We start from the raw sequence: 15,621 nt of genomic DNA, 5'->3' as shown, positions 1-15,621 counted from the left end.
GCTCTAAACTACCTTTTTTAAACACTGATTTTTTGCCGGTTAGTTGAAAATCTACTAACCGATCAGACGTCATTCATCATTGTCATCTTACTTCCCAATCGCTTTCCACCGCATCCCTAGGGTCCCAATCAACAACATCGTCGCGGAACTGACGGGCATCAGGATGGCGGCCACAACCGGCGACAGATTCCCCGTTAACGCGTAGGAAAGGCCAATGAAGTTATACAGCAGCGAAACCGCAAAACTAAACCGGATCAGGCGCATACCGAAGCGGCTGTACGCCAGCAGTTCGGGCAGTTTTCGTAATGAGGATGCTTCCAGAATGGCGTCGCTGGCGGGCGTAAACTGAACGGTGTCTTCCGTGACGGCCATGCCGACATCGGCCTGTTTCAGCGCTCCGGCATCGTTCAGGCCGTCACCCACCATCAGCACGCGGTGGCCCTGGTTTTGCAGGTGCCGCACGATGTCGAGCTTTTGCTGCGGCTGACAGTTGAACGTCATGTGATCCGGGGTAAACCAGCGTGCCAGTTCGGGCCGGGCCGTGTCGGTATCGCCCGAAAGCAGATACAGTTGGTGCGTAGATTTCAGCAAATCGAGCATCGCATCGAGACCGGGGCGGTACTGGTTCGGAAACCGGAAACAACCCCGGTATTGCTGCTCGATGGACATATGGACACGCGCTCCGGCTGAATCGGTTGCGGTTTCTTTTGAGGATATTGACGACATTGACTGCGGATTTACAAACGAAGCAGAGCCGATTTTGACTTCCCAGCCATCCACGAATCCGTGTAACCCGCGACCCGGTATTTCCATAAAATCCTCCACCACCAGCGGTTGAACGCCGGCCAGATGAGCGGCCAGTTTCCGGCTGAGCGGGTGGGCCGACTGCCGCACCAGTGAGATCACCAGCGCCTGTTCAAAGTTCGTCAAAGCTACCGAAAACTCCTCCACAACGCTCCCGTGTTTGTCTTCACGCATTCGTTCCATCACTCTTTCACTCACGGTCTCCGTCAGCGTACCGGTTTTGTCAAAGACGATGGTGTCACAATCCGCCATGTGCTCGATGACGTCTGCGTTTTTGAGGTACAATTTCTGCTGACTCAGCTTCCGGAGACCATTTCCCAGCGCGAACGGATACGACAGGGACAGCGCACACGGACAGGCAATGATCAAAACCGCCGTAAAAGCATTGATGGCCCGCGCGGGGTCGTGCGTATACCAGTATAAGCCCACGATTGTGGCTAACGCAATGACGGTCAGGGTAAAATACTTCCCGACAGCATCGGCAAAGGTGCGCATTCGGGAGGTGTCGCCCTTGCGGAACGCGTCGTTGTTCCAGAGTTGGGTCAGGTAACTTTGCGACACCTCCCGCACCACTTCCAGTTCAATGGCTTCGCCAATCTGCTTGCCACCGGCATACAGCAACGCCCCCGGTTTCTGGGCTTCCGGCTGCGATTCACCCGTCACGAAACTGTAATCGACCCGGGCTTCCCCTTTGTAGAGCAGCCCGTCGGCGGGAATCAGTTCGTGGTTACGAACCCGAATTCGATCACCCTTGCGGAGTTCGGCTACGGGAATGGCGGTTTCGCCATCCGGTTTTAAAACCGTTACGGCCAGCGGAAAATACGATTTGTAATCCCGTTCGAACGACAGAAATTCGTGGGTGCGCTGCTGGAACCATTTGCCGCACAACAGAAAGAAAATCAGGCCCGTCAGCGAATCGAAATAACCGGCACCGTTGAGAAACAGAACTTCGTAGGTTCCCCGGAAAAACGCGACCAGAATCCCGAGCAGAATGGGAAAGTCGATGTTGATGATGCCTTTTTTCAGACTCATCCAGACCGATTCGAAATAGCCCGATGCCGAGTAAAAGACGACCGGAATCGCCAGCGCAATGTTGAGCAGGCCGAAGAGGTGTTTGAACGATGGATCGTCGAGACCGAGGTATTCGGGAAAGCTGAACAGCATGATGTTGCCCGAACAGAAACCCGCCAGTGCCAGCCGGTAGAGCAAGGGGCGGTACGACGGTTTTTGCTGTTCTTTGACGACATCGTTGAGACTAATCAGCGGCTCGTAGCCAATCGACGCGAGCAGTTCGACCACCTGCCGGAGCGTGAGCTGATCGGGCTGGTAGGTCAGGTGAACCTGCTTTTTGAGAAAATCCACCCGCGACTGCTGAATGCCCGGATGGATGCGGTAGAGGTGTTCGAGCAACCATAGACAGGAACTGCAATGGATGGTTGGAACGTAAAAGGTAACCCGGGCGATCGACGCACTGGAAAATTCCAGCAGTTGGGCAACGATGGCGGGATGGTCCAGAAATTCGAGCCGGTTTTTTGGGGCATTTTCCGTTTTAAGGGGGTTGCCGGGCCGAACGCCGGTGCCTTCCTGTTCAATCGAATAGTATTGACATAACTGGTTTTGATTCAGAATGCTGTAGACCGTTTGGCAGCCTTCGCAGCAGAACGGTTTTTCATCGTATTCAAGGTTGTGCTCTGCACAGTCGTTGCCGCAGTGGTAACAGGTAGTCGCTGAAATCGTTGCTGTACGCATACCATATTTTTCTTGGCAAATTGGGTCGGAACAGGTCGTTAAACCCTGACGAGCGTCAGCAAACCGAGTGATACCGGTCAGGGTACGGCGTGCGAATCTCCGCCAATTTTGGTGCGCAAATCTCCAATCCGTATGCAGTCTCTCATTCAGAAATACGACGTTCCCGGCCCGCGCTACACCAGCTACCCGACTGTGCCGTTTTGGGACGAAACCACGTTCAGCGAAACCGCCTGGGTGCAAAATCTCAAGCGGGCGGTTTCGATCAGCAACAGCACGACCGGTTTGAGCCTGTATATTCACCTGCCATATTGCGAAAGCCTGTGTACGTTTTGCGGTTGTAACAAGCGCATCACCCGCAACCACGGTGTCGAAGTTCCGTACATTGATGCGGTTTTGACGGAATGGAATCTCTACTGTGATTTGCTGCCCGAACAACCGCGCCTTGCCGAACTACACCTGGGGGGAGGAACGCCCAGTTTTTTTGCGCCCAAACAGCTTGAACGGCTGCTGACGGGTATTTTCAAACGCGCCACGCCCACCAAATCTCCGGATTACGGCTGGGAAGGCCATCCGAACAATACCACCCGCCAGCACTTGCGGGTACTCCATCAGTTTGGTTTCCGGCGGGTCAGCTTTGGCGTTCAGGACTACGACCCGGTGGTGCAAAAGGCCATTCACCGGCTTCAGCCATTCGAAAACGTGCAGCAGGTGACGACCTGGGCCAGACAGATGGGCTACCAATCGATTAGCCACGACATCGTGTTTGGACTGCCGTTTCAGACACCGGATTCCATTACCGATACGTTCTACAAAACCCTGATGCTGCGGCCTGACCGCATTGCGTTTTATTCCTACGCGCACGTTCCCTGGATCAAAGGCAACGGGCAACGCGGTTTTCGGGACGAAGACCTGCCGTCGGGCGAGCAGAAACGGATTCTTTACGAAACCGGGCGGGCGTTGCTGGAACAGGCGGGGTACGTCGAAATCGGCATCGACCATTTTGCCCTCCCGCACGATGCCATGTTCAAGTCTCTGCAAACCGGGACGCTGCACCGGAATTTCATGGGCTACACCACCACCCAAACCCGCGTTCTGATCGGTCTCGGAACCTCGTCCATCGGCGATGTATGGTCGGCGTTTGCCCAGAATGAAAAAGACCTCGATGCGTACCTGAACCGGGTTCGGGCGGGTGAACTTCCGCTGCTGCGCGGCCATGTGCTTAGCCAGCAGGATCAATTTCTGCGTCGGCAGATTCTGAACATCATGTGTCAGGGCGAAACCCGCTGGACCTGGGATGGCTGGACGGAGGACGAGTGGGCGGTTTTGTGCGACCGGCTGGAGTCGTTCCGGTTCGATGGGTTGATCGATTTCAATGCGGAAGGCTTGCGGGTACTGCCCGATGGACGGCCTTTCCTGCGGAATATCTGCATGGCGTTCGATGCGCGGCTCAACCAGGCCCAGCCCCAGACGCGGTTGTTTTCGCAGACGGTTTAGAGCTATCGTTGCCCCGAAGCGTCGGCCCGGCCCCAGAAGGGGCTTAGCTCTGTCATTTTTAAGCCCCTAATTGATTTAAGCATACTAAGCGCCAAATTAACTATTTTGGTTTATCAGCCCACTGCTTTAAAAGTTGTTTGAATGAAGGCCGGAGGCCTGTCCTGTCACTAGTCCACAGCCGATAGCAACGAGTGGTAGACCGCCCTTCCAGGGCTCTCCCCGATTAACTCAAACAGCTAAAGCAGTGGGCTGATAAACATTCAGTTCGCTGGTCATTAAATTTAAATTAATTAGGGGGGTGGGGCAGAACAAAGCAGGACAATTTATCATTCTTAGGAGCTTGAAAAGGATTGAGGATCTGACCTCAGTGCTTTGTTTACGAAGTTCTCAGGAGGCCGCATGCCGGGTTGAAAGGGATTTTCGGGTCGGTTTTCTCCCCGGTTTTTCGTTTCTGGTCTCCCACAAATACGTATCGTCATGGTTTTTTTGCAGCCGGTAAAAGGCAATGGCCATCAGAACCGTAGCCGGAAAAGCCGCATACAATCCCAGTGGGGCAATGGCCAGTCCGAAAACCAGACCATCCCAGCAACCCAGTTTAAAAAGCTCTCCTTTCAGAAGCATCGACACGGCAATTAGGGCCTGACCGGCGGCAATCACCAGGATCATGGGTCTGATGATCGTTACAAACGGTCCCATGATAAACCATCGATACAGCGGAATGGCGGTGTCGGCGTAATCCTGATACACCGAAGGGGAAATCAAGGCCATCGACGCATTGAACCAGGCGGCCCAGCCAAACAGGAGCAGAAAAAACAGCCGGGTGGTCCGGGGCCATTCTTTGCTTCCCCAGATGGCGACGAGGAACAAGAGGTTGGCGACGGTGTAGGCCGTCCAGAAAAAGGTTAGGGAGAAAAACATGGCGGTTTTGGAGATCGGTTACAAAGCGTGAGGATAACGGAATCGGCCCCCGCCGATGGACAGGGTTACATACAGGCCGTTGAGGGCATAGGTCGGCTTGAACTGGTGTTGAACGCCTTCCGGAATCTGCACCCAGTGGGCAGATTTCGAACTGACCAGATACCCAACGCGCAACCCCAGCCAGAGACCCCGGACTTCATCCGGATTGTCGGACGGATTGCGGGCGATCAAGCGGTTGAAATGAACCGCCAGATCGGTGGAATGGCTGGGTAGCATCCACACCACTGGCTCAGAACCCGACTGGTTGACGCTGATGACGGATGACGAAACCCCCTGACTAAAAGACGAATAGAGCAGACACCGCCGGTTGTCGAACAGCACGTAGCCCAGCTTGAGCTGCCCCAGACCGGCCACGCGTTCGACGCGGGTTTGTTGAACGGAAACGCTGCGGGCTGTCAGGGCCGACGCGCTGAAACCGGCCATCCACCGGTTTCGGCGCAACCACCCTTCTCCTCCGCTGTAGATGAAATGGTTGTGGAGCGTGGGAAACCAGTCGGGAGCGAAGGCTTGGGCGACAACACCAGATTGCGGGGCATTGAGGTAGCCCATCTGAAAAAAGCCGATGCTTCCCCGGACAGTCTGGGCCGATGCCTCCGTGCAGCCGACCAGCAACAGGCCGAGCATGATCCCTACTGCAATAATCCGTCTCATCGTCTTGATAGGTAAAGGAGTGTGTAAACCGGTATAAAACTCCTTCGGAATCGGGAAAAAGAGAATGACGGATGAGAGATAACCGGCTGATCGTCGTCAGGTTAGCGCGTGGGTATAACACCGGCCGGTTTTGCTCTGAATCTGAATCCGGTACACCACCGGGTAGACGACCTTGTGGTCGACGGGTTCTTTTTCGCCGGGATAGCCCATTTTTTCACCCGCAAAAACCGGAATTTTTCGGTGTTCGAGTAGATATAGGGCATAATCCCGGTCATCACCCTGCAATTCTTCGAACAATCCTTCGATGACCACGCTGTGCCAAAGGCCGGGACTGATCATTTCGTCGATTTCGAAAGCGACGTGCGGATTCTTGCGCAGCAACTGAGTTTTGGTGCCTTCGCGGGTGAGGCCCAGAATGGCGTGTCCATCGTAGAAATACATGACGGGTTCGATCAGAATTCGGTCGTCGGCGGCACAGCCGATGCGACCAATATACTGATTGACCAGCATGGAGTCCATTACTTCGTTGGTAAGTTCGGTTAACATCGGATTTAGCGTTTTACGGTTTGCCAGCCGTACACATCCGGGTAAAAAACCAGCGTGCCGGCCGAGTTTACATCGACGGTTTGGTACTGAATAAGGACCGGAACCGGGCCGGGTAAGGGAACGGTTCGGGAGGGAAGATTGACCTGACGGCTTTCCAGAAAAGCCGGTTTGAAATACGGAGACCCCAGCAGCAGATTCGCTAGTTCGACCGGTTTGGCCACCCGGATGCAACCGTGGCTCAAAAACCGTCGGTTGCTACTAAACAACTCCCGGTGGTTGGTGTCGTGCAGGTAAATATCGTACGGACTGTTCACGTCGAACTTCATTACGCCCAGCGCATTATCGCAACCGGTAGACTGGCGCAGCCGATAGGGGAAATTTTTGGTCGAAAGTGCCGTCCAGTTCACGGATTCGGGCGCAACGACTCGGCCCTGTGCATCGAGTACCTGTAGTTTCATTGCATCCAGAAACCCCGCCGGATTGCGTTTGATTTTCGGCAGAAATTCCTTGACGGCAATCGACCGGGGCACATTCCAGTACGGGTACGTAATGATCCGGGTCAGTTGTGCGCCAAAAAGGGGCGTCGGTGTGCGGGGATTGCCGACAATCACCCGCGACTGGAGCACTTCGTTCCCCTGGCGATTCAAAACCCGGAGCGTGGCGGAAGGAATGTTGACCACCACCACGAGGTCGGAAGCCACCCGATTCAGCCAGCGGTAATTGTTCAGGGCGGTTTTGATCTCGTGCCAGCGCGGAATCGAATCGCCACCGAAAAACATCAGGGAGTCCAACCCCGCCCGCAGTCGGCGGTAAGGCTCAAAAACCGGCTCCAGTGAGTGCCATTGGGCCACCCAGTCCGGCGTTTTCTGTCGAATTCGCTCAACCACCTGATTGACGCGGGCCGAATCGATCTGTTCCGGCAGGTTCCAGTAACTCAGCCGATTGGGACGGTTTCCGTAGGCCAGTTCATACGCCAGCCGACTCAGGGTGGCGCTATCCAGCCGAACCCCGGTGGTGTCCAGCCCCGACCGATACAGCAGATTTTGCCATTCGGGAAGGGTTTGGCCCACCACGGTCGGAAACCGGGCGGTCAGGAGAATCAGGATAACCCAAAGCGTTTTTAGATTCATCGGTTGCGGTATCAAGAGACGGGATCGCTGCGGTAACCGGTACCAAAGGAAGGGGGTCGCAGCCTGGGAAGTCCTAATAATTATAGGCAGGCGAGGTGATTTATGTCAGCTTTTGGGCGGATGAATATCAGGGCGTTACCGGAGCGGGGCCTTTAGCTTTGCGACAGATTGAACGAGAGTCCTTATCCAGCCCTAAACCACCCAGACCGCCATGACTTTTGAACCCGCCCAACATCAACTGGCCTTTGTGCTGCCCGTCTCCTTCCGGAAAGCGGAGGTGATTTTTCAGAAACGATTTGATCACAGCGAAGAAGTTCATCTGGTGGTTCAGCCGAATCAACGGCCCCGGCAGGTGGTTTCAACGCAGCAACTGAGCAGCGGACTCTGGCACGTCATTCTGGACTGGTGGGATGGAAAAAGGCATTACTGGGCCGAAAAAGATATTGTTATCCACTAAACGGGACAAAGACCGTTGTCGCATGTCCCCACTTTAACCCTACATTTACCGATGAAAACCATTGTTCTAGCGACTGATTTTTCCAAAAGTGCCAAGCCCGCGTCGGACTTTGCCCTCCAGCTCGCCACGCTTCTCAAGGCCCGGCTGGTTCTGCTGAACGTCTACCACCATCCGCTCCGTATCCCGGCTTTGCAGGCCGTGTTTACGCCCATGGAGGAAAAAAATAAAGTGAGCGCCCGGCGGAAACTCTACCGGTTGCGGGACAAACTGCAAACCGCTGCGGGCGGACGGCTGACGATCTCGGTCATGGCCCGGGAGGGCTCGACGCTGGAAACCATCAACGCGGTGGTGAAAGAAGAAAAAGCGGATTTGCTGGTGATGGGAACCGCCGGAGCCAACTCGCCCGGTGCGCGGTATTTCGGGAGCCAGGCCACGGAAATGATTCTGCACACGCTGGTGCCTTTGCTGCTGGTGCCGCCAGCGGCCCATTTTGTGCCGTTTAAAAACATTGTCGTGGCGATTGATTTCGGAAAACCGGTCGATGCCCTGGCGCTGGATGGTGTTCTCCGGTTTGCCACCCGGTTCGACGCGTTTCTGAACATCCTCGGCGTCAGCGACAAACCCGCCGATCCCGCCATTCAGCAGGCTGCGGAAGCCGTTCGGGATCTGCTCCGGCATCGTCCGCACACGGTAACGGTTGTTGGCGGAGACGACCTGACGCGGACCATTCTGGAATTTACGCAGGAGAACCGCGCGGATCTGGTCATGATGTTGCCCAAATCCCACAACCGGTTTCTGTTTTCCATTCTGGAAAGCAACACCCAGCAGATGGCGCGGCAATCCGACGTGCCGGTTTTGGCGATTGTATAAAATTGGTAGTTTTAAGGCCCTGCTGCGCCAAAAACTCACCAAGGCGGTTTTTAGCGGCATTGAAATTGCAGGAGAAAAGAAAACCCTTATTCCCTGGTTATGAAAAAGATACTGTTGCTAACCGACTTCTCGGAAGCATCGAAAAAGGCGATTCATTTTGCCCAGGCCCTGTTTGACGACACAGCCGCCGAATTCTGTCTGCTGCACGCGTATCCGCTCGAATCCGATACCATGTACGGAACAACATTTCTGATGGAAGAGGCTGAACGAAACGCCTACCGCAGCCTGCAGGAAATGCTGTCGGAACTGATGGCCAACTACCACCCGCCGTTTCATTCCTACCAGATTCGAACCGCCCCCGGAAGTCCCATCGGGGCGGTGGAAGCGGCTCTGGAGCAGGATTCGTTCGACTATGTGGTGGTGGGGGCCAGTGGCTCCGGATTCATGGCGGTTTTGGGAAGCGTGGCCACCGGGCTGGTTCGGCACGCCAAAACCAATGTGCTGGTGGTGCCCCACACGACCGCCATCCGACCCGTTCGGGAGGTGGTGCTGGCCACCGACTCCAGCACCCTGCAGCATGTACCCTGTTTAGAACCGCTCAACGAACTGGTAACGCGGAAAAGCGCACGTTTGACGGCCTTGTCCATCGTGAACAGCCAGACGCCGAAGCTGGCCGGCGAAGCGTTTGATGACTACAACCAGCGACTCGCGCAGGTATTCGATTCGGTGGAAACCGGGCCGTATTTTATTTTGGACGATGAGGTGGAACACGGGATCAACACCTACCTGACCACCCATTCCGTCGATTTGCTGGTGACCGTTCCGCACCGGAAAACGCTGATGGACGCGGTCTGGAACCGCAGCCTGACGCGTCGGCTGGCGTTCCGCCCGCCCGTTCCGCTGCTGGCCCTGTATGACCCGGAACCGGTTAGCCGGGGAGAGTCGGCGGAGAAACCCTTCTTTGACGAAGCGTAAGAAAGTAAGCTAGGATGGATTGATGGAAAAGCAGGGGTCGATGACTCCTGCTTTTTTGGTGAAGAAAAGAGACGTAAATGTAAATTTTTAAAGGATGAACACTGAATGTAAGCGTGGGTTTTGGATTGACTTGATCGTTTTTTGTCAGGCTGCTAACCAGGGAATAAAAAATGGGCATCTATTCCGATCGCAGGGGTTCACTTTTTCTTAATACAAAGATGTTGATGCAGCGTCATTTCTTTAGTACTTTTCCTAATATTGAAACGATAAACAGCCACACGCTTTCCCGGGGAACCACTCCCTTCTGACCCGTTACCATCAGTTAAGCCCGAAACCATGTCCAATCTGCCTGAAACCAACAGATCGAGAGATTCCCAGCTCTGGAAAGATCTTGTGCTTGGCAACGAGCAGGCGTTGGGATCTCTCATGCGGATTCACTATCGGTCTTTGCTGAATTACGGGCAAAAATTTAACCGGGACGAGGAATTCCTCAAGGATTGCATCCAGGAATTGTTCATCGAAATCTGGAACCGGAGACAAACGCTGTCGAGCCCCGACAACGTCAAAGCCTATCTTTTTTCTTCACTCCGGCGTAAAATATACCGGGAGGTTCACAAGCTCCCGCTTTTCTACCACCCTGAAAGCGCGGATGCCGAAGACAGCGGGTTACACGTTGAATTTTCTCCGGAATGGTGGCTCATTGAAGAAGAAAGTCTGGCCGAACGTACCCGGAAAATGGGGCACTTGCTCAACCTCCTCCCCAAGCGTCAACGCGAGGTGATCTATTTAAAATACTATCAGGAACTCAGCCGGGATGAAATCTCGCAGGTCATGACCATTTCTCCCCAAACGGTATCGAACCTGATTCAATTGGCTTTCATGAATCTGCGGGATCGTATCAAGACGGTTGCGATCAGTCTCTTCATCATATTGACCCTGTTTTTGGTCTAGAAAAAGCCTTCTCCATAATTTTTCAAAAAATAATGCAAAAATCTGGTATGTGAGCTGTATTCCCTGCATCTCATCATTGAAGCCTATTTCTATGACCGATTACCGCAAGTTTATCGTCGAAGATTTTCTGACCGACCCTCTGTTCAGGGCATGGGTCCTGAACGGTGACGCCCAGGCGACCAATTTCTGGCAACACTGGCTGGTTGGCAATCCGGACCGGTCGGAAATGGTGCAGGCGGCCCGGGCGCTTTTGCTGGCGATGGATGAAAAACGACAAACGATTTCCGACGATGAACTCGACACGATCGTGGAAGGCACGCTTGGAAAGCTCAGCAGTAACCTGGAAACGGGCCCGCCAACCGTCAGGCGGATGTATCTGGTGTGGGCGAGGGTGGCGGCCGCCGTTCTGGTGGTAGCCGGACTTGGCTGGCTGGTGTATAAGTTTCCCTTGGGTGCTTCTTTTGAGGCAATCTCCACAACGTCATCACCGTCGGAAATCCGTGTGGAACGGACCAATGACACCGACCGGCCGATGACGGTGCTGTTGGGTGACAAGAGTACCGTGATCTTGCAGCCGGGCAGCCGGCTCTCGTTCAGTTCGGCTTTGGAAAAAGAGCCCAGACGCGTCGTATATCTCGACGGTGAGGCCTTCTTTGATGTCGTGAAAGATCCGGCTCACCCTTTTTTCGTTTATTCAAACCAGCTAATTACCAGGGTTTTGGGTACTTCTTTTCGCGTAGTGGCCTATGAGCGGGAAAAACAGGCTTCGGTAAGCGTGCTCACGGGCAAGGTTACCGTATTTGCGAAAAAAGACCTGGAAAAAATGGACCGGATAGCGATCCGCCCGGGGGCGGGAGGACTGGTTCTATCGCCCAATGAGCAGGTTACGTTTAGTCAGAATAAAGCCAGGTTTACGAAATCAAGGATTCAAGGGCTGGCTAACCTGTATCACCCGCCCCGGTTTTCGTTCGACGAAACACCCGTTGCAGACGTTTTTAGCGCCCTTGAAAAAGCGTATGGGATCGATATAGAATACGAGCCTGAAAAGTTGGACGGCTATCGGCTGACAGCCACATTTTCGGAGATGAGCCTGCATGACGAGTTGCATCTCATCTGCCGCATCATCAAAGGTACCTATCATATTGAAGAAGGCAGGGTGATCATTGAAACCGATCGATAACTGCCTCAGAAGCCTTATTAATTCACAAAACCCTGCCTTAACCCTATGAATAAAACCTGATCTGCAAAAAACAAATGATGTAGCAACCATCATTCGCTCCTAAACCTCTTTAACCTCTCCCGTTGACAAGCCTTGATCCGGGTAAACAGCGGCTTTTTGCCCCATTAGCAAGTGTCGTAAAAACAGTTAAAAATATGAACCAAACCCAGCGTTCCAAAACCCTATGGCGCACTACTATGAAACTATCGGTACTTCAGCTCTGTATCGCCCTTGTCTTTTCCAGCCTTTCTTTTGCCGGCGCCGACGCGCGTGGACAAGAAATCCTTGAGAAAAGAATAAGTCTTCAAATGGAGGGTATAACCCTGAAAAAGGTGCTTTTAGCGCTTGAAACCCGGTCAGACGCCCGTTTTGTGTACAACCCCGGCGAAATTCAGTCGTCTCTGGAAGTGAACATCTCGGCCCGTCACGAGCGGTTGAGTGATGTGCTGACCAAACTGCTTAGCCCCTTGCAGACCGGGTATGAGGTGAAAGGAAAACAAATCCTGCTTTTCAAAAAGATCAGCAACGCGCCCCATGAATCAGGGGCAATGACCATTCCGGTGTCCGAAGCGCGTACAGCACCGACAAAAACGGTGACAGGCGTTGTTACTTCCAGTGGAGACAAGGCGGGAATACCGGGCGTGAACGTCATTCTGAAAGGGTCACAGTCCGGAACAACCACCGATGCTACGGGTAGGTTTTCCCTGGACGTCACCGGCGAGGCCGCCGTGTTGATCTTTTCCTATATTGGGTACCAGACACAGGAGGTTGCGGTCAGTAACCGCAGCGTGATTGACGTGGTGATGGTCGAAAGTGTCAACACCCTGCAGGAAGCTGTTGTGACGGCCCTCGGTATCAAGCGTGATAAAAGGTCGCTCGGATACTCCGTGGGCACAATTGAAGGAACTTCCATTACACAAACCCCTCAAAATAACGTATTGAACGCCATGGCCGGCAAGATCGCCGGTGTCCAGATTTCGCAGATGGGCGGGGGCGTTGGGTCTTCGGTGAGCATGATCATCCGCGGTGCCAACTCGCTGAATGGCGACAACCAGCCGCTGTTTGTCATCGACGGGGTACCGGTCGCCAACAAGCTTTCCAACGGTTTTGCAGGCGCTGACATGGGTAACCCCATTTCTGACATCAACCCGAACGACATTGCCAATGTATCCATCCTGAAAGGACCCAGTGCCGCAGCCCTGTATGGTTCACGAGCCGGCAACGGAGTGGTTCTGATCACGACAAAATCCGGCACGGGTGGTAAAAAGGGGATTGGTGTGTCTCTGAACACCTCAGTGGTGGCGGATGTGCCTTTGCAGTATGTGGCGGTTCAAAACAAATTCGGATCGGGCAAGACGGGCGCGCACATTCTGGAAGAGCCGGAAAATGAAAGCTGGGGGGCGGCACTTGACAAAGGGGAACAGTGGGCGTTGTGGAACAGCAACGGACAAAAAGTACCCCTGGTTTCTTATCCCAACCGTTTCAGGGATTTTTTCCAAACCGGAATCACCAACACGAACAACGTTTCGGTCAATGGCAACTACGACAAAGGAAACTTCAGGCTGTCGCTCGGGAATATGAAGAATACCGGCATCATCCCGAACACGGATCTGTCCCGCCTGACGATCGCCCTGAATACCACCTATAACCTGACCGACAAGCTGCGGGCTTCGGTGAATGTGAACCTCACCGAGTCGGGTTCCGACAACCGGCCGATCATCGATCAAAGCCGCAATGACGTCGTACGGAGCGTCTACGAGACCGGCTCCCAGGTAAACATCAATGACCTGCGCGACTACTGGCTTCCCGGCCAGGAAGGCATTGCGCAGCGGAAGTACAAAGACAAACAAAATAACCCTTTCTACCTGGTGTACGAAAATCCCACCGGCTTTAAACGTGACCGGGTTGTGAGCAAGATCCAACTCGACTACGACATCACGAAGGAGTTCTCGATCATCGGGCGGTACTCGCGTGACTCGTATACCGAGATTCTGGAAGCGAAAAAGGCCTACAACAACTTCGAGGCTGTAAATGGAGCCTACCAGGTTTCAAACAACTACAACAAGGAAACCAACCTGGACCTGATCCTGAGCTACAAGAAAAACATTGGCGAAGCCTGGAGCCTGAACGCACTGGCCGGATTGAACCGGCTGGAGCAATATGGACGGAGCCTGGCAACCTCGGCAACCGCTCTGGTGGTGCCTGGGGTTTACAACATCTCCAATGGCGCGCCGGGAGCGGTTTCCTACAACAGCCTGCTGAACCGGAAGCAACTTTACGGCGTGTATGGATCAGCCTCCATTGGGTTCAAAGATATGGTCTACCTCGATCTGACCGCGCGCAACGACTGGACCAGTACCCTGCCGAAAGGGAACAATTCCTATTTTTATCCATCCGCTTCGCTGAGCGTGATCGCTTCGGAAATGTTCACCATGCCGCGTTGGGTAAGTTTTGCCAAAGTACGGGCGGGCTACGCGCAGGTGGGTAACGATGTAGCCCCTTACGCTTACAGCCGTATCTACCAGACCGCCCTCGACTGGGGCGCTGCCAAGAGTATGTACATGGGTGGAACGCTCACCAATCCGGATCTGAAACCTGAGATAGCCACTTCCGGCGAAATCGGTGTAGACCTGAAGTTCCTGAACAACCGCCTGGGACTGGATGCAACCTTCTATCAGCGAGGCAATAAAAACCAGGTACTGTCGATCGTGACACCGATTGAATCCGGTGCGAACACCAAGCAGATCAATGCCGGACTGGTGGAAAGCAAAGGCTTCGAACTGGCCCTGTACACGACGCCGATCAAAACCGAGAACTTTACCTGGGACATGAATTTTACATTGACCCGGAACCGCACCTACATCACCAGACTGGCGGACGGGATCAAGTACTTCTCGTTTGTGTCCTACTCGGGTGCCGAAGTGCGGACCTATGAAGGAGGCCAGGTGGGTGATATCTATGCCGCACCGATCCTGCGGGTGAAAGATACCAATTCCCCTTACTACGGCTACCCGATCGTAACCAATGGCGGACTTTACCAGACGGACAACGATGTGAACAACCTGAAAAAGATCGGAAACTTCAACCACAAGTTCCTGATGGGCGTTCAACCCTCGATCACGTACAAAAATATAACGTTGTTCGCGAATGTCGACTGGCGCCTGGGCGGGTCATTCTACTCCAATACGATGATGTTCCTGGGCAACAATGGACAGTTGGAAGAAACCCTGACGGGTGAAAGCTACGATCCGAACCGCAGCCTGGCCGAGCAGATCAAGGAAAATCCGGATCAATACCTGGGGAGCTGGGTGGGTGGCCGCAATGCCGAATACCACGGGTTTGCCTGGCCGGAAGGCAGTGTGGAAGCAAGCCGAAGGGTGCAGGATGCCAGCCTTAATCCCGGCGTACTGGCCACCAAAGATGCCAACGGCAATACGGTTTATACCGAAAACCTGGGAGGCCCGGGTAGTAAATGGCTCGATCCTTTCAGTGCCTACCGCTACGCCAACCGTCCGTTTGCCGAAAAGAACATGTACAGTGCCACCTACGTGAAAGTGCGGGAAGTTTCCATCACCTACCGCCTTCCCAAAAGCTTTGTAAACCGGATGCATTTGCAGAATGCATCGGTCGGGTTCGTCGCCAACAACATCTTCATGTGGACGGCAGCGGGCATTAAGGGACTTGATCCCGAACGGGCTTTCAGACCCAACGGTGTGGGCTGGACCCAGGGGGTGGAGTACTACAACGTATTGCCTTTCACGGGTTCGTTCGGGGCTAAATTGAACGTGGACTTTTAA

Annotated in this window: 12 protein-coding genes; 7 read left to right on the top strand and 5 right to left on the bottom strand. The window is 53.9% G+C overall.

Annotated elements, in window-relative coordinates:
• Window positions 1-87 precede the first annotated feature (87 nt).
• Window positions 88-2,553 (bottom strand): heavy metal translocating P-type ATPase, encoded by a 2,466-nt coding sequence (locus tag ACS5NO_RS22715; protein WP_439417261.1) that lies wholly within the window; start codon window positions 2,551-2,553, stop codon window positions 88-90.
• Window positions 2,554-2,685: 132 nt separating this feature from the next.
• Here ACS5NO_RS22715 and hemN point away from each other — a divergent pair, with 132 nt between their 5' ends.
• Window positions 2,686-4,047 (top strand): oxygen-independent coproporphyrinogen III oxidase, encoded by a 1,362-nt coding sequence (gene hemN / locus ACS5NO_RS22710; protein ID WP_439417260.1) that lies wholly within the window; start codon window positions 2,686-2,688, stop codon window positions 4,045-4,047.
• 387 nt (window positions 4,048-4,434) lie between these two features.
• Here the strand turns inward: hemN and ACS5NO_RS22705 are convergent, their stop codons facing one another.
• From ACS5NO_RS22705 to ACS5NO_RS22690, 4 genes are all read right to left on the bottom strand, one after another.
• Window positions 4,435-4,965, bottom strand: coding sequence for a hypothetical protein (locus ACS5NO_RS22705; protein WP_439417259.1), 531 nt, complete (start codon window positions 4,963-4,965; stop codon window positions 4,435-4,437).
• A gap of 18 nt (window positions 4,966-4,983) precedes the next feature.
• Window positions 4,984-5,676 carry a hypothetical protein gene (locus ACS5NO_RS22700; RefSeq protein WP_439417258.1) on the bottom strand — a complete coding sequence of 231 codons (693 nt, stop codon included), beginning with the start codon at window positions 5,674-5,676 and terminating at the stop codon, window positions 4,984-4,986.
• 96 nt (window positions 5,677-5,772) lie between these two features.
• A complete protein-coding gene (locus ACS5NO_RS22695; RefSeq protein ID WP_439417257.1) occupies window positions 5,773-6,222 on the bottom strand; it encodes a pyridoxamine 5'-phosphate oxidase family protein in 450 nt (149 codons plus the stop codon).
• A 5-nt stretch (window positions 6,223-6,227) separates the two neighbouring features.
• Window positions 6,228-7,352: a L,D-transpeptidase family protein gene (locus tag ACS5NO_RS22690; protein ID WP_439417256.1), complete on the bottom strand. Its 1,125-nt coding sequence runs from the start codon at window positions 7,350-7,352 to the stop codon at window positions 6,228-6,230.
• Between the two features lie 211 nt (window positions 7,353-7,563).
• Between ACS5NO_RS22690 and ACS5NO_RS22685 the strand changes: the two genes are divergently transcribed.
• The 6 genes from ACS5NO_RS22685 to ACS5NO_RS22660 all read left to right on the top strand — a co-directional run bounded on the left by ACS5NO_RS22685 (window position 7,564) and on the right by ACS5NO_RS22660 (window position 15,621).
• Window positions 7,564-7,809 carry a hypothetical protein gene (locus tag ACS5NO_RS22685; protein WP_439417255.1) on the top strand — a complete coding sequence of 82 codons (246 nt, stop codon included), beginning with the start codon at window positions 7,564-7,566 and terminating at the stop codon, window positions 7,807-7,809.
• Window positions 7,810-7,860: 51 nt separating this feature from the next.
• Window positions 7,861-8,679, top strand: coding sequence for a universal stress protein (locus ACS5NO_RS22680; protein ID WP_439417254.1), 819 nt, complete (start codon window positions 7,861-7,863; stop codon window positions 8,677-8,679).
• Window positions 8,680-8,778: 99 nt separating this feature from the next.
• On the top strand, window positions 8,779-9,654 hold the full coding sequence (locus ACS5NO_RS22675; RefSeq protein ID WP_439417253.1) for a universal stress protein: 876 nt from the start codon (window positions 8,779-8,781) through the stop codon (window positions 9,652-9,654).
• 336 nt (window positions 9,655-9,990) lie between these two features.
• The gene (locus tag ACS5NO_RS22670) at window positions 9,991-10,605 is read left to right on the top strand and encodes an RNA polymerase sigma factor (RefSeq protein WP_439417252.1); all 615 of its coding nucleotides are present in this window, start codon (window positions 9,991-9,993) and stop codon (window positions 10,603-10,605) included.
• A 91-nt stretch (window positions 10,606-10,696) separates the two neighbouring features.
• Window positions 10,697-11,785, top strand: coding sequence for a FecR family protein (locus ACS5NO_RS22665; protein ID WP_439417251.1), 1,089 nt, complete (start codon window positions 10,697-10,699; stop codon window positions 11,783-11,785).
• Between the two features lie 371 nt (window positions 11,786-12,156).
• Window positions 12,157-15,621 carry a SusC/RagA family TonB-linked outer membrane protein gene (locus ACS5NO_RS22660; RefSeq protein WP_439417250.1) on the top strand — a complete coding sequence of 1,155 codons (3,465 nt, stop codon included), beginning with the start codon at window positions 12,157-12,159 and terminating at the stop codon, window positions 15,619-15,621.

The sequence above is a fragment of the Larkinella fluvii genome, from assembly GCF_051857545.1.
In the GTDB taxonomy this organism is placed as follows: domain Bacteria; phylum Bacteroidota; class Bacteroidia; order Cytophagales; family Spirosomataceae; genus Larkinella.
Note: the sequence above shows the minus strand (reverse complement) of the source record. Positions and strands in the feature narration are given on the sequence as shown.